This window comes from Sodalis sp. RH15 (assembly GCF_047324255.1).
Taxonomy (GTDB): Bacteria; Pseudomonadota; Gammaproteobacteria; order Enterobacterales; family Enterobacteriaceae; genus Acerihabitans; species Acerihabitans ligni.
Genome location: NZ_CP178738.1, coordinates 4,944,927 through 4,968,543, shown reverse-complemented (window position 1 = coordinate 4,968,543; position 23,617 = coordinate 4,944,927). Strand labels below are relative to the sequence as shown.

19 protein-coding genes and 1 riboswitch are annotated in these 23,617 nt (G+C 56.6%); of the genes, 5 read left to right on the top strand and 14 right to left on the bottom strand.

The features are described 5' to 3' along the window. The first annotated feature begins 161 nt into the window (after positions 1-161). The 3 genes from ACL2XO_RS22545 (at position 162) to folA (ending at position 1,997) form a co-directional block, all read left to right on the top strand. A complete protein-coding gene (locus ACL2XO_RS22545) occupies positions 162-932 on the top strand; it encodes a threonine/serine ThrE exporter family protein (protein ID WP_413741562.1) in 771 nt (256 codons plus the stop codon). Then, positions 929-1,393 carry a threonine/serine exporter gene (locus ACL2XO_RS22540; RefSeq protein ID WP_165934301.1) on the top strand — a complete coding sequence of 155 codons (465 nt, stop codon included), beginning with the start codon at positions 929-931 and terminating at the stop codon, positions 1,391-1,393. The genes ACL2XO_RS22545 and ACL2XO_RS22540 overlap by 4 nt, the downstream gene beginning before the upstream one ends. 121 nt (positions 1,394-1,514) lie before the next feature. Then, positions 1,515-1,997: a type 3 dihydrofolate reductase gene (folA, locus tag ACL2XO_RS22535; protein ID WP_132925913.1), complete on the top strand. Its 483-nt coding sequence runs from the start codon at positions 1,515-1,517 to the stop codon at positions 1,995-1,997. Between the two features lie 238 nt (positions 1,998-2,235). On the opposite strand, the gene ACL2XO_RS22530 is transcribed toward folA, so the two are convergent. The 7 genes from ACL2XO_RS22530 to lptD all read right to left on the bottom strand — a co-directional run bounded on the left by ACL2XO_RS22530 (position 2,236) and on the right by lptD (position 9,831). Next, positions 2,236-2,868, bottom strand: coding sequence for a hypothetical protein (locus ACL2XO_RS22530; RefSeq protein WP_413741561.1), 633 nt, complete (start codon positions 2,866-2,868; stop codon positions 2,236-2,238). Positions 2,869-3,053: 185 nt separating this feature from the next. Beyond that, the gene (gene apaH, locus ACL2XO_RS22525; RefSeq protein WP_413725494.1) at positions 3,054-3,902 is read right to left on the bottom strand and encodes a bis(5'-nucleosyl)-tetraphosphatase (symmetrical) ApaH; all 849 of its coding nucleotides are present in this window, start codon (positions 3,900-3,902) and stop codon (positions 3,054-3,056) included. Between the two features lie 2 nt (positions 3,903-3,904). Further along, positions 3,905-4,282 carry a Co2+/Mg2+ efflux protein ApaG gene (apaG, locus tag ACL2XO_RS22520; protein ID WP_132925919.1) on the bottom strand — a complete coding sequence of 126 codons (378 nt, stop codon included), beginning with the start codon at positions 4,280-4,282 and terminating at the stop codon, positions 3,905-3,907. A 15-nt stretch (positions 4,283-4,297) separates the two neighbouring features. Beyond that, complete coding sequence (gene rsmA / locus ACL2XO_RS22515) at positions 4,298-5,116, bottom strand: 16S rRNA (adenine(1518)-N(6)/adenine(1519)-N(6))-dimethyltransferase RsmA (RefSeq protein WP_413741560.1); 819 nt, start codon at positions 5,114-5,116, stop codon at positions 4,298-4,300. Continuing rightward, the gene (gene pdxA / locus ACL2XO_RS22510) at positions 5,109-6,101 is read right to left on the bottom strand and encodes a 4-hydroxythreonine-4-phosphate dehydrogenase PdxA (protein WP_132928010.1); all 993 of its coding nucleotides are present in this window, start codon (positions 6,099-6,101) and stop codon (positions 5,109-5,111) included. Before pdxA ends, rsmA begins: the two co-directional genes overlap by 8 nt. Continuing rightward, entirely contained in the window at positions 6,091-7,422 is a 1,332-nt protein-coding gene (surA, locus tag ACL2XO_RS22505; protein ID WP_413725493.1) for a peptidylprolyl isomerase SurA, read from the bottom strand. Before surA ends, pdxA begins: the two co-directional genes overlap by 11 nt. A 66-nt stretch (positions 7,423-7,488) precedes the next feature. Further along, a complete protein-coding gene (lptD, locus tag ACL2XO_RS22500) occupies positions 7,489-9,831 on the bottom strand; it encodes an LPS assembly protein LptD (protein ID WP_413725492.1) in 2,343 nt (780 codons plus the stop codon). Positions 9,832-10,013: 182 nt separating this feature from the next. On the opposite strand from lptD, the gene djlA reads away from it, so the two are divergent. Continuing rightward, the gene (djlA, locus tag ACL2XO_RS22495; protein WP_132925927.1) at positions 10,014-10,838 is read left to right on the top strand and encodes a co-chaperone DjlA; all 825 of its coding nucleotides are present in this window, start codon (positions 10,014-10,016) and stop codon (positions 10,836-10,838) included. Between the two features lie 83 nt (positions 10,839-10,921). Here djlA and rluA read toward each other — a convergent pair whose 3' ends face one another. From rluA to ACL2XO_RS22480, 3 genes are all read right to left on the bottom strand, one after another. Beyond that, positions 10,922-11,575, bottom strand: a complete 654-nt coding sequence (gene rluA / locus ACL2XO_RS22490; protein WP_132925929.1) for a bifunctional tRNA pseudouridine(32) synthase/23S rRNA pseudouridine(746) synthase RluA — start codon at positions 11,573-11,575, stop codon at positions 10,922-10,924. A gap of 46 nt (positions 11,576-11,621) precedes the next feature. After that, positions 11,622-14,528: an RNA polymerase-associated protein RapA gene (gene rapA, locus ACL2XO_RS22485; protein ID WP_413725491.1), complete on the bottom strand. Its 2,907-nt coding sequence runs from the start codon at positions 14,526-14,528 to the stop codon at positions 11,622-11,624. A 337-nt stretch (positions 14,529-14,865) separates the two neighbouring features. Beyond that, positions 14,866-17,241 carry a DNA polymerase II gene (locus ACL2XO_RS22480; RefSeq protein WP_413741559.1) on the bottom strand — a complete coding sequence of 792 codons (2,376 nt, stop codon included), beginning with the start codon at positions 17,239-17,241 and terminating at the stop codon, positions 14,866-14,868. Positions 17,242-17,470: 229 nt separating this feature from the next. Here ACL2XO_RS22480 and ACL2XO_RS22475 point away from each other — a divergent pair, with 229 nt between their 5' ends. Continuing rightward, entirely contained in the window at positions 17,471-18,238 is a 768-nt protein-coding gene (locus tag ACL2XO_RS22475) for a DedA family protein (RefSeq protein ID WP_413725489.1), read from the top strand. 86 nt (positions 18,239-18,324) lie between these two features. On the opposite strand, the gene ACL2XO_RS22470 is transcribed toward ACL2XO_RS22475, so the two are convergent. The 4 genes from ACL2XO_RS22470 to thiB form a co-directional block, all read right to left on the bottom strand. Continuing rightward, positions 18,325-19,743 (bottom strand): S8 family serine peptidase, encoded by a 1,419-nt coding sequence (locus tag ACL2XO_RS22470; RefSeq protein WP_413741558.1) that lies wholly within the window; start codon positions 19,741-19,743, stop codon positions 18,325-18,327. A gap of 445 nt (positions 19,744-20,188) precedes the next feature. Then, complete coding sequence (gene thiQ / locus ACL2XO_RS22465; protein ID WP_413741557.1) at positions 20,189-20,902, bottom strand: thiamine ABC transporter ATP-binding protein ThiQ; 714 nt, start codon at positions 20,900-20,902, stop codon at positions 20,189-20,191. Next, positions 20,889-22,496 (bottom strand): thiamine/thiamine pyrophosphate ABC transporter permease ThiP, encoded by a 1,608-nt coding sequence (gene thiP / locus ACL2XO_RS22460; protein WP_413741556.1) that lies wholly within the window; start codon positions 22,494-22,496, stop codon positions 20,889-20,891. The genes thiQ and thiP overlap by 14 nt, the downstream gene beginning before the upstream one ends. Further along, positions 22,472-23,452 carry a thiamine ABC transporter substrate binding subunit gene (gene thiB, locus ACL2XO_RS22455; protein WP_132925943.1) on the bottom strand — a complete coding sequence of 327 codons (981 nt, stop codon included), beginning with the start codon at positions 23,450-23,452 and terminating at the stop codon, positions 22,472-22,474. Before thiB ends, thiP begins: the two co-directional genes overlap by 25 nt. A gap of 43 nt (positions 23,453-23,495) precedes the next feature. Further along, positions 23,496-23,614, bottom strand: a riboswitch (TPP riboswitch). Positions 23,615-23,617 lie beyond the last annotated feature (3 nt).

Sequence of the window (23,617 nt, the reverse complement as noted above, 5' to 3'; positions counted from 1 at the left end):
ACAGGTTTCCGTCCTCTTGCGGCCCGGGCGGGTCTGTCCTGGAATGCGGTCCTGATTGTCGTCCTAACAAAGGCTTGCTGACGGATTTTTTACGTGTTATTAAACAGCATCTTTGGGCTTAGGCACTCGGGGTATGGCAGGGCATGGCAACGGTTAAGGAAATGTCAGAGGACCACCAGCGGGTTATTACCCGGCTCTGTATCGAGTGCGCGATATTATTGCTGCAGCATGGCGCTGAAAGCATGCTGGTGGAGCAGCTATCCACCCGGCTGGGGCTGGCGCTGGGAGTAGAGCGCGTGGAAAGCTCCATTTCCGCCAATGCCGTGGTGCTCACCACCATCAACAAAGACTTTTGCCTGACGTCAACCCGTAAAAATAACGATCGCGGCATCAATATGCATGTCGTCACCCAGGTGCAGCATATCGTCATCATGGTTGAGCACCATTTACTGGATGCGGAGGATGTGGCCAAGCGGCTGGGCAATATTCGGCCGCTGCGTTATCCGCGCTGGCTGATGGTCTGTGTGGTCGGTTTATCCTGCGGCTGCTTTAGCCGGCTCAACGGCGGCGGCTGGGATGCGTTCGCCGTCACCCTGTGCGCCAGCGGCCTGGCCATGTATGTCCGTCAACTGCTGACCGCGCGGCAAATGAACCCTCTGATTAATTTTTGCATCACCGCGTTTGTCGCCACCTCCGCTTCGGGTTTGTTAATGCGTTTGCCGGCATTCCACGACACGTCGCTGGTGGCGATGCCCGCGAGCGTTCTGCTGCTGGTGCCGGGCTTTCCGTTGATCAATGCGGTGGCGGATATGTTCAAAGGCCATATCAACACCGGTTTGGCGCGCTGGACCATGGCCAGCCTGCTGACGCTCTCTATCTGTATCGGTATCGTCCTGGCGATGGCGGTATGGGATTTCAAGGGGTGGGCATGAATCTGCTGCTGGCGTTGCTGGAGGACATGGTATTGGCCGCCGTGCCGGCCCTGGGGTTCGCCATGGTGTTCAATGTACCGGCCAAGGCGCTGCGTTATTGCGCCCTGCTGGGAGCCATCGGCCATGGCTCGCGCACGCTGATGATACACTATGGCCTGAACATTGAGTGGGCCACCCTGCTGTCCTCTATTTTAATCGGTGTGATCGGTATCCACTGGTCTCGCTGGCTGCTGGCCCATCCCAAAGTCTTTACGGTGGCGGCGGTCATTCCGATGTTTCCCGGTATTTCCGCTTACAGCGCCATGGTGGCGGCGGTGCAGATTTCCCATCTGGGCTATAGCGAGGCGCTGATGTCGACGCTGGTAACGCAGTTTCTCAAAGCGGGGTTTATTGTGGGCGCCCTGTCCATCGGCCTCTCTTTACCGGGACTATGGCTTTACCGCAAACGCCCGGGCGTGTGAGACCCCTAACCCGGCAGGATAGGCGCTTTCCGAATTTTGCCGGTGGAGTGGGGCGGCCCTATCGACGGCAGTTTGTAGTTTCCGTATAGTGGCAGCAATTTTATAGCCGGTAAGAGTTTATATGATTATCAGTCTGATTGCCGCCCTGGCGGTAGATCGCGTGATTGGCCTTGAAAACGCCATGCCCTGGCACCTGCCCGCCGATCTGGCATGGTTCAAACGAAACACCCTGAATAAACCGATCATCATGGGCCGCAAGACCTATGAATCCCTTGGACAGCCTTTGCCGGGCCGCCGGAATATCGTGCTCAGCCGCCATCCCGCCGCCGACGATGGGGTCATCTGGGCGGCATCGGCATCAGACGCCCTGGCTGCCGCCGGCGAGGCGGAGGAAGTCATGGTAATCGGCGGGGGGAATATTTATCAGCAGTTCCTGCCCCGCGCTCAGCGATTATACCTGACCCATATCGACGCGGAAATCGACGGCGACACCTACTTTCCCGATTACGAGCCGGATCAATGGCAATCCACCTTCAGTGAATTCCACGATGCCGACGACAAGAACAGCCACAGTTTCTGTTTTGAAATTCTGGAGCGGCGTTAGCTTTTCTTGCTAGGCCGGCTGAGTCCCTGTCGCCGGCTGAATATTTATCCACACGCGTGCCAGGGTACCGCGCCGTGGAGGATGGCTTTCTGCGATTCAGGCACAGAAAGAGATGCAAAGAACGCAGTTTTTTTAATAAAAAGGATTTTAATAAGATATTGCCGAAACAATGCTAGCGGATGAATATTCCCGAAACCATGTAAGCCTGGCCTCGGGAATATTTGTGAAATGATCGGGTTTAATTATGTTGTTCAGCTTTAGCCGCGGTGTAATGCCAGTCGTCTTTCAAATCCTTCAGAATTTTCAATATCTGCGTTCTAAACGCTTCTCTACCTTCGGCGGTACTGAAAACATTGCCGTGCCGCTGTGGATTAAGATCGCCAAAGCTCTTAAATGGATGGCCGCAAAGCTCTTTTTGTAAGGTATTGAGCGCTAACGTTTTATTATATTCATCGCCATTTTCGGATGTAGAACAAAGATAGAGATCGGTAATCAGCGCTCTTAAAAAGTTGTGCTTTTTAGCCCCTTCAATCCGTTCATTAATAAGATATTCAATATTATCATAGGAAATCTCCCTGCTATCATCTTCTAAATAACGTATTAGCGGTTCAAGAGTCGATAAACCCCCACACAGGCTTTTCGCGCACGCAGTCATTTGGGCTTTAATGGATTGCGCGAGTGCGGCCATTTCTTCGGCGTTCTTTAATGGCGGTTGGACGGCGGCAGTAGACTGGCTGTGTTCGTTTCGAGGGGACAACGCGGCGTTATAGCCTCTGGTAAAGTATTTGCCTAATGAGGTAAGTAACGCCGGTATGGTTTTATCTTGGGCAACAGTTTTGACAAATGCTTCATTCACAATCGCATTATTCATATTTGAGTCCTTTCTAAAAGGCATTACAGCCCCGGAGGACTGTATCGTAGCCGACATCTGGTTTTGTCCGTTGAGGGTTGTGCCCCCGCCAATAACCCTGGCTGCATGATACGTTTATTGGGGAGTGGTAATATCTAATAAAATAAAAAGCTAATAAAAAAATGAGTAGATTTCGCCTGCCGGCATTATTCCACCGGCATTGCTTCAATGCCGCTTTCACCCCGGCGGTTGGACGGTTGCCGGAAATACTGCTTATCTTCCCAGCGCAGCATGGTTAATTCGCCGCCCCAGCAGCAGCCGGTATCCAGGGCATAAATACCCTCCGGAGTGCCTTTTCCTTCCAGCGAGGCCCAATGGCCGAAAACAATGCCGTACTCTTGCGCCACCGGTCCGGGCAACAAAAACCAGGGGCGCAGGGGAGGGGGGGCGCGATCCGGCGCATCTTTGCTTATCATGTCCAACTGGCCGTTGGGAAAACAAAAACGCATCCGGGTAAAGGCGTTGGTGCAAAAACGCAGCCGAGACAGGCCGGTAAGCTCAGGAGACCAGTTGTTCGGCATGTCGCCGTACATGGAATCGAGAAACAGGGGGTAGCTATCGCTGGACAGCACCGCTTCCACTTCGCGGGCGCACATGCGGGCGGTGGCCAAATCCCACTGCGGCGTAATGCCGGCGTGGGCCATCACCAGCTTTTTTTCCTCATCCACCTGCAGCACCGGCTGGCGGCGCAGCCAGTTGATCAACACATCGGCATCCGGCGCTTCCAGCAGCGGCGTGATGCGGTCCTTGGGCTTGTTGCGGCTGATGCCGGCGTATACCGCCAGCAAATGCAAATCATGATTGCCCAGCACCAGCCGCACGCAGTCCCCCAGATCCCTGACATATCGCATGACCTCCAGGGAAGCCGGCCCCCGGGCCACCAAATCTCCGGTCAGCCATAACTGGTCCCGGGCAGGATTAAAATCCACCTGGGACAAAAGTAGCTTCAGCTCCTCAAAGCAGCCGTGTATATCACCGATTAAATAAGTCGACATAGTTAGTGTATTAGTGATGGTATCGCTAAACGGAAGACGGGAATGGCAATACGGAAGGACTGCCCCTGATGATCCAGCATTTCGTAATGGCCTTCCATGGTGCCGAGCGGCGTTTCAAGGATAGCCCCGCTGGTATATTGAAACTCATTGCCCGGCAGGATAAGCGGCTGTTCACCCACCACCCCTTCCCCCTGGACTTCGGTTTCTTTACCGTTGGAATTGGTAATGAGCCAGTAACGGCCCACCAGCTGTACATTATGCCGACCGAGATTACGCACGGTAATAGTGTAGGCGAAGACATAACGCTCCTCTTCCGGGATGGATTGTGTCTCGACGTACATACTTTGAACCTGCACGCAAACGCGCGGCGAATTAATCATACAGCCTGACTCCTATCATTCTTGTTGCGATGGGTGGTCCGCCAGCCAGTTCGCCAGGTGGCAGTACTGCGCCACGGTAATATTTTCAGCGCGCATGACCGGATCGATCCCCAGCTCCGTCAGCTGCGCCTGGGTAAAGAGATGTCCAAGGCTGTTGCGAACGGTTTTCCTGCGCTGGTTAAACGCCTGACTGGTAATCCGGGCCAATACCTGCAAATCGCTGACCGGGTGGGGCAATTGGCTGTAAGGCACCAGGCGCACCATGGCCGAGTCCACCTTCGGCGCCGGTCTGAAAGAGGTCGGCGGAACTTCCAATACCGGTATGATCTGGCAATAGTATTGCGCCATGACGCTCAAACGACCATAGGCCTTACTGTCCGGTCCAGCTACCAGACGGTTCACCACTTCCTTTTGCAACATGAAATGCATGTCGCGGATTGCCTGAGTATAGCTGAAAAGATGGAACATCAGCGGCGTGGAGATATTGTAAGGCAGGTTACCGAACACCCGCAACGGCTGGCCCAGCTGCTGAGCCAGGGCGGCGAAATCCACGGTCATGGCGTCCTGTTGCAGAATGGTCAGCTTGCTCTGCATAAAAGGGTGCGTTGCAAGCCTGGCGGCTAAATCACGGTCCAGTTCAATGACCGTCAACTGTGTCAGCCGCTCCGCCACCGGTTCGGTCAATGCGCCGAGACCGGGGCCGATTTCCACCAGCGCCTGGTCCGGCAAGGGATGAATGGCGGAGACGATGGCATCGATGATATTGCCGTCGTGGAGAAAATTCTGCCCGAAGCGTTTACGGGCGAGATGGCCTTGATGAAGACGTTTATCCATTACAATTATTTATCATTTTTATGGCGAGATTAAGCGCCGTCTTGATGCTGCCGGCCTCCGCCTGACCAGTGCCGGCCAGTTCCAGGGCGGTGCCGTGATCGACGGAGGTACGAATAAAAGGTAATCCCAGGGTGATGTTAACCGCACGGCCGAAGCCCTGATATTTCAATACCGGCAACCCTTGGTCGTGATACATCGCCAGCACCGCATCGGCATGCCGGAGGTATTTGGGCTGGAAAAGGGTATCGGCGGGCAATGGACCCACCAGATCGAGTCCTTCGGCCCGCAGCGCATCCAGCGCCGGGATCAGGGTGTCTATTTCTTCCCGGCCCATATGGCCGCCTTCCCCGGCGTGGGGATTGAGGCCGCACACATAGATCCTCGGCCGGGGAATACCGAACCGGCGGCGCAAATCATGGTCGAGGATGGTGATGACTTCCCGCAGGGATTCGCGGGTTATGGCGCCGGCCACCGCCGACAGGGGCAAATGCGTGGTGGCCAGCGCCACCCGCAGCGATTCGGTGGCCAGCATCATCACCACGCGCTGGCACTGGCTGCGATCGGCGAAGAACTCGGTATGGCCGGTAAAGGGCAGGCCGCCGTCGTTGATAATGCCTTTATGCACCGGACCGGTGAGCAGTGCCGCGAATTCGCCGTTCAGGCAGCCATCGCAGGCCCGGGCCAGGGTTTTCACCACATAAGCGCTGTTGCCCACGTCCAGCTGACCCGCCCTTATCGGGACCGGAGCGTCCACCGCCAGCACGGTCAGGGTGCCGGCCGGCTGCGAAGCGGCCGGCAGCTCCGGACGGTAAGGATTCAATCGCAAGGGTAAACCGAGCTGCCGGGCCCGGTCCGCCAGAACCGCCGGGTCGGCGCACACCACCAGCTCCACCGGCCAGGCCTGCTGCGCCAGCACGGCCATCAAATCCGGACCGATGCCGGCGGGTTCGCCGGGCGTTATCACCAGCCGAGCATTACTGTCCATTATCACCGTTGCTGCCATTGTCACCGTTGCCGCCATTGTCATCCAGGATTTTGACGTAAGCGGCGGCGCGCTGTTCCTGCATCCAGGTCTGCGCCTCTTCGGCGAATTTACGGTTGAACAGCAGGCGGTAGGCCTGATCTTTCTTGGCCGCGTCGGTGCGGTCAACCTGGCGCGTATCCAGCAGTTGAATCAAATGCCAACCGAAAGAGGAGCGCACCGGCGAGCTGATCTGGCCTTTTTTAAGGGAGGCCAGCGCGTCACGGAAAGCGGGATCGTAGGAGTCAGGAGAGGTCCAGCCCAGGTCGCCGCCCTGGTTGGCGGAGCCGGGGTCCTGGGAAATCTGTTTAGCCACGGCGGCGAAATCGGCTTTGCCGCTTTTGATTTGCGCCAGGACATCGTTCAGCTTGTCCTGGGCCTGCTGATCGGTCAATACCACCGACGGGCGCAGCAGAATGTGCCGGACGTGGACTTCGGTAACCTGTACTTTCTGATCGCCGCCGCGAATATCATTAACCCGCAGGATATGGAAACCGACCCCGGAACGAATGGGCCCGACGATTGCCCCTTTGGGGGCTGACTGCAACCGTTCAGCAAAGATGGTCGGCAACTCTTGCAGCTTGCCCCAGCCCATCTGGCCGCCTTTGAGCGCCTGGGGATCGGAGGAGTAGCTGATGGCCATTTTACCGAAATCGGCGCCTTTATTGAGCTGCGCCACCAGGGAATTCGCCAGGGCTTCCGCTTTATCCACCTGCGCCTGGGATGGGTTCTCCGGCAGCGGGATCAGGATATGGCTTAAATTGTAGTCGGCGCCGTTACCGGTTTGCGCGGCAATTTGCTGCGCCAGGGAATCCACTTCCTGCGGCAGGATGGTTACCCGGCGGCGCACCTCGCTGTTACGCACTTCGGCAATCAGCATCTCTTTGCGGATTTGCTTACGATAGGTGTCGTAGCTGATGCCCTGATCCGCCAGACGGCTGCGCAACTGATCCAGCGTCATGTGGTTTTGTTCAGCGATATGGCTGATGGACTGCGTCAGCTGATCTTCCGTTACGGTAATATTGGCCCGCTGCGCCAATGACAGAATGATATTGTCCATGATCAGGCGATCGATAATCTGGCGGCGCAGGGTCGCATCGTCGGGAAGCTGTTGATGGGCATCCGCGGCGTTGCGCTTGACGGAGTCCAGCAGTCCATCCACATCACTTTCGAGAACAACGCTGTTATCCACCACGGCCGCCACTCTATCCACCACTTGCGGGGCTGCAAACGCGCTGCCAGCAAAGAGGGCCATGCCGAGAATAACCGTTCTCCAGTTTTTCATACCTTTTCCATTTCTATCAGCCGCATTCGCGGATTCATGTTCAATGTTTGCCCGTTTGATTCAGTATCAAAACGCCCGTTGATAGGGAATGATGCCGGAGCCCAGCATCTTTCTCGTACCCAGACCGTAATCGCTGGTCAAACCGCGCAGTTCTATGTTTAACGACACGCCGTCGTCATAAACGCTGGTGCTATTGGTACTGTTCCAACTGGTAATCTTTCGTTCGTAGCCGACATTCACCGCCCAGCAACAGGTATTGTACTGCAGTCCCAGGAACTGTTCCGCGGGCTGGCTTGCCTTGGTGTCGTAATAATAGGCCCCCACAACTGACCAGCGATCCGCAATCGGCCAGCTGCCGATGGTGCCGATCTGTGAAATACCCTGCTGGTAACCCGGACTGGTCACTTGAGGCAACGTCGCCTCGATATATTCGGGGCTGGCATAACGGTAGTTCAATTGGATCATCCGGTTTTCGTCCCGGCGATACTCCAGGACCGCATCCCCCAGGGCGACGCTGTCCAGGCGGGTATCATACTGCACGCCGCCGCGCACGGCCCACTGATCGCTTATCTTCCAGTAGGTGTCGCCGGCCCAGACCACGCTGCCGGTTTCGGCGTCGTTGTCCAGGCTGCTGTTGGTATCGCCGGTGCGCGGTTTCGTGAAGTAGTAGATTTGACCTAGGGAAGCATTAAAACGTTCAACCAATGCATCATCATAAATGCGGGTAGTGACACCTCCCGCCAGCTGGTTGGCCGAAGCGATACGATCCAGGCCGCTGTAGCTGCGATCGCGGAACAAACCGGAATAATCGGTTTGCAGCAGCGTGGAGTCGTAAAGATTGATATCGCTCTGGTTGCGGTAGGGCACATAGAGGTATTGCAGCCGCGGCTCCAGCGTTTGGGTATAATCTTGCGACCAGTCCATACTCCGTTCAAAGACCATTCTGCCGTCGGTCTTGAACTGCGGCAGGACCCGGTTCACCGTGCCTTGCAGCTGGTTATTGCCCGCGGTGTTGTTCCAGTCTTCAAGGTTATCCTGCTGGTAATGGGTCGCCATCACCTTGGCTTCGGTATTCAGGCTGCCCCAGCGGTTGGATAGCGGCAAATCGATGGTGGGTTCGATATGCAGCCGCGTGGCATTGGGATTGTCGCCGTTGGCGCTGGTGAAATTGACTGCCTGGCCGTAAATCTTGGTATCGAACGGGCCGACGTCATTCTGGTAATAGGTCACGTCCAGCTGCGGCGCGGCGCGATAGGAGCTGCTGTTGCCGTAATCGGAAAAAAGCTGGAACTGTTTGCTGGCCAGCGTCACTTCCCAGTTGGGATCCGCATAGCCGACGCTGAATTTCTGCGTGGCGTAGCCGTCGGTGGTGGAGCCGTACTGCGAGGTCAGATCGTCGAAGTAATAGGGATCGCTGACCCGGGTATAATCGACGTTGAAACGCCAGACATCATCCATGACCCCGTTGTGCCGCCAATATAACAGCCAGCGGTCGCTGCTGCCGTCGCCGGGGTGATCGTCGCTGTATTCAGAATCGTTGGGCAGATAGTCGAATTGCACCAGGCCCGCGCCGGGCGTGGTGAGGTAGCGGAACTCGTTTTGCAATTGCAGTCCGCGCTTGCTCATGTAATTCGGCGTAAGGGTGTCGTCGTAGTTGGGCGCCAGATTGAAGTAATAGGGCGCGGAAAATTCAAAGCCGTTCTTGCTGCCGTATTTTGCATTGGGCAATAGGAAGCCGGACCGCCGTTTATCCCCGGTGGGGAATTGCATGTAAGGGCTGTAAAAAACCGGAACGCCGCCGATGCGAAAGCGGGCATTGTATATTTCCGCCACTTGCTCCTGGCGGTCATGGATGACTTCCGAACCCTTGACGCTCCAGCTGTCGTTGCCGGGCAGGCAGGAGGTAAAGGTGCCGTTCTCCAACACCGTATAGCGATTATTGCCGCGCATTTTCATCGTGTCGGCGTCGCCGCGGCCTTGCCGGCCCACCATCTGATAGTCGCCCTGATAGACGTCGGTATCTTTGGTGTTCAGGTTTGAAAAGGCCTTCGGCCCGTTCAACTTGATTTGATTATCGTTGAAATGCACGTCGCCGGTGGCGGTCACGGTGCGCACCGGCGCTTCCTGGCCGGTCTGTTTTTGATCCAGCTCGGCCTGCTTGGCGGTCAGGGTGCTGTTGCCCTGCTGTATATCCACATTGCCGGTAAAGGTGGCGTTGGCTGGATAATTAGCCTGGGCATGGTCCGCCTGGATATGCACCGGCAGCTGGTTCGGATTACCGGTGACCAGCGGCTTGGTGTATTCAGGCACGCCCAGCAGGCACTGATCGGCGAAATCAGCCAGGGCATTCTGGCTATAAAGCGCCGACCAGATCAGGCTGGCCAGCAATGTAGGGAAACTTTTCTTCATATGCTTTTCGGGTGTTCCGTCATCTTGGGCTTCATGCCGTCAAACGGTCAGAGACTAACTCACTCACCGGAGTTGCGCTAGTGTTAAATCCCGCCGTTTATCCGCGCACCGTTAGGCACAGCGATAAATGACAGGTATGATAAAGCAAATTTGAACCGACGGCATGGTGAATTGAGGAGTATATGCGGTATTGGGGTAAGCTGTTGGGCGTAATAGTGGGTTTTCTTTCCGGAGCCGGCTTTTGGGGCGTGGTATTAGGCTTTTTAATCGGTCATATGGTGGATAAGGCCCGAATGGCCAGAACCGCCGGTCCGGGTTTCTTCGCCGATCAGCAAACCAGGCAGAACGTTTTTTTCCGTACTACGTTTCAGGTCATGGGGCATTTAACCAAGTCCAAGGGACGGGTAACCGAAGCGGATATACTCAATGCCAATGCGTTGATGGAGCGTTTGCGTCTGGATGAGCAGTCTAAGGTCGCCGCGCAGCAGGCTTTTCGCGAAGGCAAGGGCAGTCAGTTCCCGTTGCGGGAATCCTTGCGGGAGTTCCGGCAGGTGTGTTTCGGTCGGTTCGATCTGGTGCGGATGTTTCTGGAAATTCAGATTCAGGCGGCGTTCGCCGATGGTTCGCTGCATCCTAACGAGCGGCAGGTGTTGTATGTTATTGCCGAAGAGCTGGGTATTTCCCGCATGCAGTTCGATCAGTTTCTCAGCATGATGGAAGGCGGCCAGCAGTTCGGCGGTCAGGGCGGGCACTATTCCCAGGGCGGTTACCAGCCCGGCGCCCGGCCAGGTCCTACCCTTGAGGATGCCTGCAAGGTGCTTGGGGTGCACAGCACCGATGATGCCGTGACCATTAAGCGCGCCTATCGCAAGCTGATGAGCGAACATCATCCGGATAAGCTGGTGGCCAAGGGCCTGCCGCCGGAAATGATGGAGATGGCCAAGCAGAAGACCCAGGAAATACAATCGGCGTATGATTTGATCAAGCAGGAAAAGGGTTTTCGCTGAGAACCTTGGTAAAAGCGGTCTCCCTTTAACAGGCTCGTTGCGCGATCGATGATCGCGGGCCTACCGCGCTGTGGGGCGGTTTGTTAGAAATCCGCTTCGCAGCGGAAATGAATAGGCGTGTGAAAGGCCGGGTGGGTGATGGAGAGTTCCTGTGCATGGAGCAGCAGGCGGTCTGACAAGGCCTTGACCTCGGGCGGTGCGTAAAAGCCATCGCCGAGTATGGGATGTCCCAGCGCCAGCATATGCACCCGCAGCTGATGTGAGCGGCCGGTAACGGGCATCAGCAATACCCGGGCCGTCCCGTCGTCTTCACAGGACAATACCCGGTAATGCGTTTGCGCCGCCTTGCCGGTGTCAAAGCACACCTTTTGCATGGGCCGGTTCGGCCAGTCGCAGATCAGCGGCAAATCCACCAGGCCTTCAGGCAACGCCGGATGTCCCCATACCCTGGCGATATAGCTTTTCTTCGGTTCCCGTTCGCGAAACTGCCGTTTGAGCTCCCGTTCCGCCGCTTTGGTCAACGCCACGACAATCACGCCGCTGGTGGCCATATCCAGCCGGTGCACGCTTTGCGCCAGTGGAAATTCCGCCAGAATACGGGACATTACGCTGTCCCGATGCTCCTCAGCGCGACCGGGGACCGACAGTAAACCGCTGGGTTTGTTCACCACCATGATGTGCGCGTCCTGATAGAGGATATGCAGCCAGGGCTCTCGCGGGGGATTATAGGGTTCCATGGGGCTCCGGCGGGGTCTGTGGGCGGCGCCCCAGACCCCGCAACAATTATTGATCGGTGACCACAATCAGGCGTATGGCGTCCAGCCGCCAGTTGGCCTGATCCAGTTGGGTTAGTGCATGCTCGCGATTATACGCCAGCGTCTCCAGCTCGTCTTCCCGGATTGCCGGGTTCACCGCTTTCAATGCCTCCAGGCGGTTAAGCTCGGCGCTCAGGCTCTCATCCGCCTGCTGCCTGGCGCTATGGATTAACGTCCGGGCCTGTTCGGCCGCCAGCGCTTCGCCTTTTTGCAACAGCTTGTGTATTTCCTGATGTACCGCGCTCACCAGTTTACCGGCGGTATGGCGTTTTATGGCGTTGAGCTGCCGGTTGAAATGTTCGAATTCCACCTGCGATGCCAGATCGTTACCGTTTTGATCCAGCAGCAGCCGGATGGGGGTTGCCGGTAAAAAACGGTTCAGCTGCAATTTTCTCGGGGCCGATGCCTCAACCACATAGATCAATTCCACCAGCAGGGTGCCCGCCGGCAGCGCTTTGTTTTTCAGCAGCGATACCGCGCTGGTGCCGCTGTCGCCGGATAATACCAGATCCAGGCCGTTACGGATGATGGGATGTTCCCAACTGATAAACTGTGTTTCCTCCCGGGCCAGCGCCTGCTCGCGGTTGAAGGTAATAGTGCAGCCCTCTTCCGGCAGGCCGGGGAACTCCGGTACCAGCATGTGATCCGACGGGGTGAGGACAATCAGGCTGTCGCTGCGATCCTCCTGATTGATGCCTACGATATCAAACAGGTTGAGGGCGAAATTCACCAGCTGGGGGTCGCTGTCCTGCGCGGCAATGGCCTGCGCCAGCGCCTGGGCCTGTTCGCCGCCGTTGGAATGCTGTTCCAGCAAGCGATCGCGTCCCTGTTCCAGTTGCAGCTTTAACCGATCGTGCTGTTTGCGGCATTCAAGGATAAATTCGTTCAGTCCTTCCTGCTGCGCCGGTTCGCCCAAATAGCCGATAAGGGTGGCGTAGGCTTGATCGTACTGGACGCGGCCGGTGGGGCAGGTATGTTCAAACGCATCCAATCCTTCATGATACCAGCGGATCAATATCGCCTGGGCGGTCTGCTCAAGATAGGGTACAAAAATCTCGATGTCATGAGTCTGGCCGATGCGATCCAGCCGGCCGATGCGCTGCTCCAGCAAATCCGGATTAAACGGCAAATCAAACATCACCATTTGATGGGCAAACTGGAAATTTCGCCCTTCGGAACCGATTTCCGAACAGAGCAGGATCTGGGCGCCGTCATCTTCCGAGGCAAAATAGGCGGCGGCGCGGTCCCGTTCCAGTAAGGACAACCCTTCGTGGAATACCGCGGCGCGGATGCCTTCACGCTCCCGCAGCACCTGTTCCAATTGCAGGGCGGTATCGGCGTGGGCGCAGATCACCAGTACTTTTTCCTGCCGGTTCTGCAGCAGGTATTCCAGCAGCCATTCAACGCGGGGGTCGAAATTCCACCAGGTGGCGCTCTGGCCTTCGAATTGCTGATAAATATGTTCAGGGTAAAGCATGTTGCGCGCCCGCTCATCCGGCGCCTGTTTGCCCCCCATGATGCCGGCCACTTTGATGGCGGTCTGGTATTGGGCCGGCAGCGGCAGCTTGATTTGATGCAGCAGCCGGCGCGGAAAGCCTTTAACGCCCTGCCGGGTATTACGGAACAGCACCCGGCTGGTGCCGTGGCGATCCATCAGCATGGCCGTCAGCTCGCGGCGGGCGCTGCGGGCGCGCGTATCGTCGCCGTTGGTCACCGCCAGCAGCGGCTCGATATCCTGTTCGCTTAGCATCTCCCCCAGCAGATTTTTTGCCTCGTCGGTTAAATCCTTGCCGTTAAGCAACAGGGTGACCGCATCCGCCACCGGCCGGTAACGCTGCTGTTCCGCCACGAATTCGGCGTAATCATGGAAACGATCGGGATCCAGCAGCCGCAGGCGGGCGAAGTGGCTTTGCAGCCCCAGCTGTTCGGGCGTCGCGGTAAGGAGCAGGATGCCGGGAATACTGCGGGCCAGCTGCTCGATCACCTGGTATTCCCGGCTGGGAGCCTCTTCGCTCCAGGCCAGATGATGGGCTTCGTCCACCACCATCAGATCCCATTCAGCGTCGGCCAGCTTTTCCAGCCGCTCATGGTTGCGGCGCACAAAGTCCAGCGAACACAGCACCAGCTGTTCGGTTTCAAAGGGATTCTCGCTGTCCTGCATCGCTTCGGCGTAGCGTTCTTCGTCAAACAGGGAAAACAGCAGGTTGAAGCGGCGCAGCATTTCCACCAGCCATTGGTGCAATAATGACTCCGGTACCACGATCAGCACGCGGTCTGCGCGGCCGGTGAGCAACTGCTGATGGATTATCATGCCGGCTTCGATGGTTTTGCCCAAGCCCACTTCGTCCGCCAGCAAAACCCGCGGCGCGTAACGCTGCCCCACTTCCGAGGCGATATGCAACTGATGGGGGATCAGGTTGGCGCGGATGCCCCGTAAACCGTTCCAGGCCTGGCGAAATTGTTCGCTATGAAATTTTCGCGCCCGATAACGCAGGACGAATCGGTCCATTCGATCGATTTGCCCGGCAAACAGTCTGTCCTGCGGTTTGCTGAAGGTCAGTTTACTGTCCAGCATCACTTCCCGCAGCACGGTGTCGGCCTGGCCGCTATCCAACCGGGTGCCGATATAGGTTAACAGGCCGTCCTCTTCTTCCACGGATTCTATCAGTAGTTGCCAGCCTTCATGGCTGGTTACGGTATCGCCCGGATTGAAAATGACCCGGGTGACGGGAGCATCGGCCCGGGCATAAAGACGATTTTCACCGGCAGCGGAAAACAGCAGGGTGACCATGCGGTTATCCACGGCAACCACGGTTCCCAATCCCAATTCACTTTCCGTATCGCTGATCCAGCGTTGACCTGATTTGAAAGGCATAAATTCTCGGCTCGGTGTTATGTTAGGCAAAATTACCGGCAATATACCCGTCATACTTCAAGTCGCAGGTGCGTTGGTTTTGTTACTCGGCTCGTCCATGAGCCTCGCCCCTTCGGGGCCGCCGCAAGCAGCGTTCAAATCTGCTCCCTGCAGATTCGTCGCTGCGTTGCCGCCTTCCTGCAACTTGAATTAGTTAGGGTATAGCGCGGCTTACCGTGGCTGGCGCTGGCCTGAGGTCACGGCGTTAAACTCGGTAAGGGTTAGCGTTGAGGTCCGAAAAGGCGTTATGTTAATGGATAGATGCCGCTGCGTCACCTACCAATATTCGCTTTTACGCTTAAAACAGACCCATTTGACCCGATATAAGCGTAGCAAAATCATCCCGGACAAAAGGCAGTATAGCGTCCGCCACCGGCTGTAACTGCTTGGTCAGGTAGTGGTTGTAATCCGGCGCGGTGCGGCGTATCTCCAGGGGCTCAGGTCCCTGGGCGGTGATAATATAGCTTATCCAGCCGCCGTTCTGGTACTGCTGCTGCCTGCCATGCTGTCGATTATACTCGTCGGCTGCCCTTGCCGCGCGGGCCTGCGGCGGTACATTGCGTTGATATTCGCTTAATTTTCGGCGCAGGCGTTTACGATACACCAAGAGGTGATCCTGTGAGCCGTCCAGGGTCCGGCGGACAAAATCCCTCACGAATTCCTGATAGGGCTGGCGGCGGAATATGCGCTCGTAAAGCTGCTGCTGAAACTGCTGGGCCAGCGGCGTCCAGTCGCTGCGAACGGTTTCCAATCCCTTGAATACCATATGGTCGCCTTCCTCGGTTTGCGCCAGTCCGGCATATCGTTTTTTACTGCCCAGCTCGGCGCCGCGGATGGTGGGCATCAGAAAACGGCTGAAATGGGTTTCATATTCTATTTCCAGCGCGCTTTCCAGACCCAGGGTTTCCTGTAAATGGGTTTGCCACCATTGATTGATGGTCTTTGCCATTTGGCGGCCGATGGCATCGGCGGCACCGCGATCGTGGGCCTGCTTCAGCCAGACAAAGGTGGAGTCGGTATCGCCGTAAATAACCGGATAGCCTTGCTCTTCAATGAGTTTTCGCGTCTGGTGCATGATGGCGTGGCCGCGCATCGTGATGCTTGATGCCAGCCGGGCGTCAAAAAAACGGCATCCCGGCGCTCCCAATACACCGTAAAAGGCGTTCATGATAATTTTCATCGCCTGGGAAAGGGGCTGGTTGTGATCCCGCTTGGCGCGTTCCCTGCCCAGCCAAAGTTCGCTGACGATGCCCGGCAGGCAGTGGTGGCGACGGGAAAAGCGCGCATCGAGAAAACCGGCCACCGTCTGGTCGCTTTCAGGTTGCGCCATGCCCTCGATCAAACCTACCGGGTCGATGAGAAAGGTACGGATAATCGAGGGGTAAAGGCTCTTGTAATCCAATACCAGCACCGAATCATACAAACCCGGCCGGGAGTCCATCACATAACCGCCAGGGCTGGGCTGCGGCGGGATATCCCCCATGTTGGGGGCCACGTAACCGGCGCGGTGCATGCGCGGCAGATACAGCCAGGTAAACGCGGCCACCGAACCGCCGCTGCGGTCCGCCGCCAGGCCGGTGACCGAGGCGCGCTCCAGCAGGAACGCCAGCAGGCGGGTATGCTCGAAAATCCGCACCACCAGTTCGCAATCCTTGAGGTTATACCGCGCCAGGGCCGGTTTGTCTTCGCGGTACAGGCGGTCTATCTCATCCATGCGCTGATAGGGGGTGGAGATATCTTTACCTTCGCCAAGCAGGGTCTGAGCCACGTTTTCCAGGCTGAAGGAGGTAAATTGCCAAAAAGCGGACTTCAGTCCCTCGATACCGTCGATAATCAGCCGGCCGGCGGCGCCGGCAAAAAAGTGGCCCGCTTTCATGCCGTGCTCGCGCCATTCCAGGGCTTCCCCCCCGCGTCCGAGGCGCAGCGTGCAGTGGTGGCGTTCCGCCTGCTGCTGCAGGACGCGCAGGTCGAATTGCACTACATTCCAGCCGATGATAGCGTCCGGGTCGTGGTTGACGAACCAGAGGTTAAGCCGGTCGATAAGCTGGCCGCGTGTCGGCACATACTCAAGACAGCCGTCGGCCCAGGCGACGGGTTCCGCCGGAGGTTCCCCCAGCATATAGACCTGCCGCTGCCCGCAGCCGTACAACCCGATACAGTACAGCTCGCCGAAACGGTTGGTTTCGATATCCAGCGAGACGGTTTTTAACCGGGGGCGATAGCCTGCGTCCGGTTTCAACCGGGCATCGATCAGCGTAACGTCGTCTTGCCTGCTGCCGTCAAACATGACCGGGGCGGTGATAAACCGCTCCATCAGATAACGCTCGGGGGGGCGGATATCTGCTTCATATAGAGGAATACCGGCCTCTTTGCAGGTTTTTTCCAGTCGACCGATATCCCGGTAGTGGCGACAATAGACTCCCGTCACCGGCCGCCGGTGGAAATCTCGCAGCTCCAAGGACCGCAGGCTGCATCCTTCCACGGCGGCCAGCAGGGGGCGGGCCTGTTCGGCGAACTCGGTGGCCATAAAGGCTACCGCCTGCTGCGGCGGCAGAGTGACTTTTTGCGGGCCCTGGTCGGTAGCCAGCCAAAAGTGGACGCTGATGCCCGCGGGGGTATCGCGCCAATGACGGGTAAGTACAAAACCCTGGCGGGGCAGGGCGGGTTCTGACATCGGGTCTGTTTTTCCTCAAAAAGCTTAGCCTGCGACCAGCCTGTCGAGCGCGGGCATCTTGTCAACAAGCTCACTATAGAAGCATCATTAATAAGTATGATTATTCATACAGTCATTGTCCAGCGGCCAGGTTATAATCTGATATTGCCAAATATTTATACAAATGAGTGATTGACGCTGTGGACAAGAGCACTGACAATCCGCCAGCTTTGATAAACAAGAGGGGGCTATGGAAGCCTTTTTACAGCATTTAACCACGATATCTTTGGCTGTTACATTATTGGTCGTTGCGCTGGTGGCATTTTTGGAGTCGTTGGCCCTGGTGGGATTGTTATTGCCGGGCACGGTGATGATGGCGACGCTTGGCGCGCTGATCGGCAGCGGCGCCCTGGGTTTTTATCCCGCGTGGGCCGCCGGCATTGTGGGATGCTTCTTGGGCGACTGGATATCCTACTTTCTCGGTCATGGTTTTAAAAAGCCCTTGAAAAGATGGTCTTTTTTAAAAAAACACCGCGCCATGCTCAACAAGACCGAATATGCCTTGCATCAGCACAGCCTGATGACGGTGCTGATCGGCCGTTTTGTCGGCCCCACCCGGCCGCTGGTGCCCATGGTGGCCGGCATGCTGGATCTGCCGCCGCTGAAGTTTGCGCTGCCCAATATCATTGGCTGCCTGACCTGGCCGCCGGCCTATTTTATGCCGGGCATCCTGGCGGGTGTGGCCATCAATATCCCCGACGGCCAGCATACCGGCGGATTCCGTGCCCTGCTGCTGACGGTGGCGCTGCTATTTTGGCTTACCGGCTGGCTAATCTGGCGCTGGCGCCGCAGCCACAAAATATCCACGCGACCGGCGGCCCGCCTGCTGCCTTTGCGCAGGCTGCGCTGGCTGACGCCGTTATGCATCCTGGGGACGGCGGCGGTCATCGCGGCGTTAATCCGCCATCCGCTGATGCCGGTTTATGCCGCTCAGTTTTGCAAAGTACTCAGCTTCTGATTATGTTGGCGATTTTATGTCGCTTCATAATAAGCAAAACACATATCTGTTATTGATATGCCTTTGCGGGTTGATGAAGCAAAACGTCAGGAAATGGTTTTGAAAGTAGATAAAGCCGCAGACAGATTGGGCTGGGTGCCAATGATGAGGGAGTCGTTATTCTGGAATACCGTACCTGTCTCGGTGAATATTTGCCTGAGTAATCTGGGGGGGAGCGACCAGTTATTCGCTTTGGCGATACTAGACAGGCTGGCCGCGGCGCCGGCGACAATGGGATTGGCGGAGGACGTGCCGCCGTAGTTGTTGATATACCAGGCATTGGGATAATTGAAAAGATTTCCGCTGCCGTAAAAAGTCGTGACGACGTACGCGCCCCAACTGGAGCTGTCGATACGCGAGCCGTAATTGCTAAAGGAAGCGCGTCTCGCGGTGGTGGGGTCGATAGCTCCCACATAAATTGCGCCGGAATCTCTGACGTTCCGATTAAATTTGCCGTTAAAGGCGGCATGATCCAAATTTATCGCCCCGTTGCCGGCGGCGATAATAACATGAACGCCCTTATCGGTTAATGCCCGGATAATATCATAATAGGCATTGTTATACTCCAGCGGGACATAACAATCAGCCGTACACCCCGTTTCTGTTCCGCCGATGAGCTGTATGCCCATTTGTACCACATCTCCCTCATTCAGCTGATAGTAGGCATTATAAATATTTTCTATCGGCCACGCCGCGTAGGCGACCCGGGCGTTATAGGCTATTCCCACTATCCCGCTCATTGTCGCCGTCGGCAAAAACCTTGCTGCCGCCACGCCGACGGAAGCGGTATCATGAAAATCAATGTTTGCCGCTCCCTGTACAAACGCGCGCTCATGGGGCAAATTGACGTGGCTGGTATCCCAAGCGGATAACTCGTATGACAGGATGGTGACATAATTTCCATCCCCGCCAAGTGTCCCCCAGGTGCCATGCACATATATTCCGCCTATCTTATAATTGCCCGTCCTATATGCCGGCGAACTGAGGTAATACTGGTATTGATAAAAATCGGGTATAATGAGATCAGTCGTAATGAACTCGGTATTGCACCCATCACCATGCTGGCGAGGATCATGGTGAAAATTTATGCCTGCCGAGGCATCCACAGGTTTGCCGGCCGGATAGACCGATTCTATAAAATCCTGCTCGGCGATAAGCTGTAAAATGGCATTGAGATGATTAGCGCTAGGGTTAACCTCTGACAAAACAACTTTAAAATAGCGATCAAAACCATAAATTTCGTCCACGGCGGATGAATTCGCCGGATAAGACCTAGCGGTTTTTTCCAATAATTTATGTACCTCGCAAGTGGTTATGTTTCTATTCAATAATGCTTTTATATGCTGCGCCTCAGCTTGATAAGTGCAAGCGTTACCATTTTTTTTTAACACCTTGAATACGATATAGAGATATTCGACACCTTGCTGCGCATAGTGATCTATTTTGCCGTGATTGATATTTAACATGATTTAAGTATCCTGGTGTCGGCGAACGAGAAATATTGATGTAACTCTATGAATTATATAAAATAAGCATTATTTTTTATCTAAATTTTTTAGCGGTAGATCCTGCTTTAAATATTATTGTAAATGAAAGGTACATACAATCTTTCACTCATTTCAGATCATATTATGAATGAAAGAAAATAATGTGAAGTGCTTCAAGAGTGCCATATTCGGTCATTTAACCCAATCATAGTGCTAATTATTGCCGGGTCGTTGTGCCTGGGCAATAATATTGATTGTTATAAGCATATAATCTGGCGGGCAAAATTGCGATATCATCAAAATATCACCAAGCCTGCCGCAATCGTGCAAACGTGCAAACGTGCAATCGTGCAATCGTGCAAGCATGCGGCCTTCGGACGAGCGTGAGGGGCGGGAGCGTTTGTCGCCCATGGCTACCTGCTTGCTATCTGCCGCCGTCGCCGGGCTTGATACCCAATACAGCGGCCTCGGGCGCCTCTCCCGAGGCCAGGCGGCGGGTCGGACCGTCATAATAAACGCGGCCGTCCACGATCAGCAGGGTGCGCGGCGCGATACGCACGGCGTCATCCAGATTGTGCGATACCATCAGCAGCGTCAGGCCGCGCTGGTTGCAGACCTCCTCCACCCGTTGCAGCATATCGTTGCGCAGCGCCGGGTCCAGTGCGGAAAACGGCTCGTCCAGCAACAGAATCGGCCGATCCCGCACCAGACAGCGCGCCAGCGCCGCCCGCTGGCGCTGGCCGCCGGAGAGCTGGCCCGGCAACCGCTGCAGCAGGTCTTCAAGCCCCACCTGCAGCGCCACGCCTTGCACCCGATCCCGTTGTTCGGCGGTGAGCCGCAGGCCGGGATGCAGGCCGAGGCCGATGTTTTCCGCCACCGTAAGATGGGCAAACAGGTTGTTTTCCTGGAACAGCATGGATACCGGTCGCCGATCGGGCGGGGTGTTACTGTGATCCTCGCCGTTCAGCGCTATCCGGCCGCAGTCCGGCGATAAAAAGCCGGCGATGAGATTGAGCAGCGTGCTTTTCCCCGCGCCGCTCGGCCCGAGCACCGCGACCTTTTCACCCGCCGCCAGCCGCAGATCGAAACGCATCGGCAGATGACGGTAAAGATAGGTCACGTTATCAAGCTGGATCATGGGACTCCGAGAGTTTTTCAATGACGGAAAACAGTATAAAGCACAACAGCAGCAGGACCAGCGCGCTCACCGCTCCGTCCTGACTGTGGTAGGCGCCGATTTGCTGATAGAGGTAGTAAGGCAGGGTGCGGAAATGTTCGTTGCCGAACAGGGCCACCACGCCGAAATCCCCGATGGAAAGAATGCTGGCAAAGGCCATCGCCCGTCCGAGGGGCTGTCGCAGCGCCCGCCACTCCACCACGTTTAACCGCGCCGCGCCCCGGATGCCCAGGGACAGGCACAGACGGTTGTAGCGCTCCGCCACGTCCAGCATCGGTGTTTCCAGAATTTTCAACGCATAGGGTACGGCCATCAGGGCGTTGGTCAGTATCACCAGCCCATAGGGTGACTGCGGTAGCCCGACGCTGTTATTGGCCAGCAGAAAGAAGCCGGCGGCCAGGACAATGCCCGGCATCGCCAGGATCAGCATGCCGCTCAGGTCGAGCATCTGCGCTCCCCATAAAGAACGGCGTAACCGCAGTTCCCGGCTGCTCCATAACAGCATCAGCGTTAGGGTAATACACAGCAGGCCGGCGCCGAGGGCAATCCGTAACGAGGTGAGCATGGCCGACCATAAGGCTGGCCGGGCCAGGGCCGAGGCAAGGTCGCGGTTGATACCGTCGGCGACCACCGCCAGCAAGGGGGGCAGCAACAAGAGCAATGCCATGACGATAACGATCCCGTCGATGATTCTTCCCCGGTGCCTGTCGCGGGGATTGCGCCAGGCTGACGGCCGGGTGTCCCCCACCGGAAAAGCCTTGGCCAGACGCTGGCTGAACAGTACCAGGCCCAGGCAGCAGATCATTTGCAGCAATGCCAGCAGCGCCGCGCGGCCGGGATCGTAGTCGTAGCTCAGCGCTTGGTAAATGGCCAGTTCGATGGTGGTGGCTCCGGGCCCGCCCCCCAGGGATAGCACGGTGGCGAAACTGGCGAAGCACAGCATAAAAATCAGCGCCGCCGCCGGCAGTAGCTGACGGCGCAACCAGGGCCACTCCAGCAGCCGGAAAAAATTCCAGCCGCTGATATTGAGCTGTGCCGCCAGCTGGCGCTGTTCCACCGGGATACTTTCCAGTCCCTGTAGCAGCAGCCGCGTCGCCAGCGGCAGGTTAAAAAAGACATGGGCCAGCAGGATACCCGGCAAACCATAAGGGGAGAAACCATAAGGCAAGTGCAGCGCCGCGCTTATCTGCGCCAGCCAGCCCTGGCGGCCGTAAACGTCCAATATACCGAATACCGCCACCAGCACCGGCATCACCAGCGTCATGGCGCAAAAGCGCAGCAGCAGCAGGCGGCCGGGGAAACGACGGCGAAAAAGCGCCCGGGCGAGAAAAATCGCCGGCAAGACCGACAGTACCGCCGACAGCAGCGCCTGCCAGAGGGTAAAACGCAGCACATGGCGAAGATAGCCGTCGGTCAGCATATCCCGCCATTGAGTGGCCGGGGCATTGATCCATAACGCGCCCACGGCCGACAGCGCAATGGCGGCCAGCAGCGCGGCCGCCAACAGTCCCGGCCACAGCCAGCGGGGGATTATTGGCTGACGGCGCGCAGCCATGTCTGGGTCCAATTGTTCCGTTGTTTCGCCACTTCCTGCGGCGTATAGGACAGCGTTTTTTGCGGCGGCTGGTCAAAACCGGCCGGCAGCGGAGTCTTTATCACCGGGTACATCCAGTTGCCGGTGGGGATGGTCTGCTGGAAGGCCGGCGTCACCATAAAATGCATAAACTGCTGCGCCAGCTCGGGATTTTTACTGGCGGCCAGTTGGCCGGCCACTTCCACCTGCACATAATGCCCTTCGCTGAAGGACGCGGCGGCGTAATTATCCTTTTTCTCTTCCACTATATGGTAGGCCGGCGAGGTGGTGTAGCTGAGCACCATATCCGCTTCCCCTTTCAGGAACAGCCCATAGGCCTCGCTCCAGCCCTTGGGCACGGTAACGGTCTTTTTCGCCAGACGTTGCCAGGCCTGTGGCGCGTCGTCGCCATAGACTTTTTGCACCCACAGCAGTAAACCCAGTCCGGGGGTGCTGGTGCGGGGATCTTCATAGATGATTTTCAGCGGCGCCGGGCCATCGATAAGCTCATGCAGGCTGGCGGGGGGATTTTTAAGCTTGTTTTTATCGTAGACAAAGGCGAAATAGCCGTAATCAAAAGGCAGAAAAGTAGCGTCATGCCAGCCGCCGGGCAGGGTAAGTCCTGCGGTATCCACGTTATGAGGTTTAAACAGATGGGTATCCTGGGCGGCCTGGATCAGATTATCATCCAACCCTACCACCACATCCGCACTGCTTTTTTTCCCTTCGATGCGCAGGCGATTGAGCAGCGCGACGCCGTCTTCCTGGACGATGAATTTCAGTTCACAGCCGCATTGGGCTTCAAAGGCCTTTTTGATAGCCGGGCCGGGGCCCCATTCGGAGGCGAATGAATCATAGGTGTAAACCGTCAATACGGGTTTTGCCCATGCGGGTATGGAAGCCAGTAAAATAAGGGAAGGTAACCATTTTTTTATCACGTTGCGCTCCTGAAAAGAAGTATGGCAAAGGAGTTCTGAGGCAGCGCGGCGCGCTCTCAAATCCCTTCGCCGGTATTAACCGGATCAGGTTCGACGGGTGTGGTCTCAGCGAAATTCACCGGCGGCATAGCGCCGGTGAATTTCGCACCCCGTTGAGAACGCGTT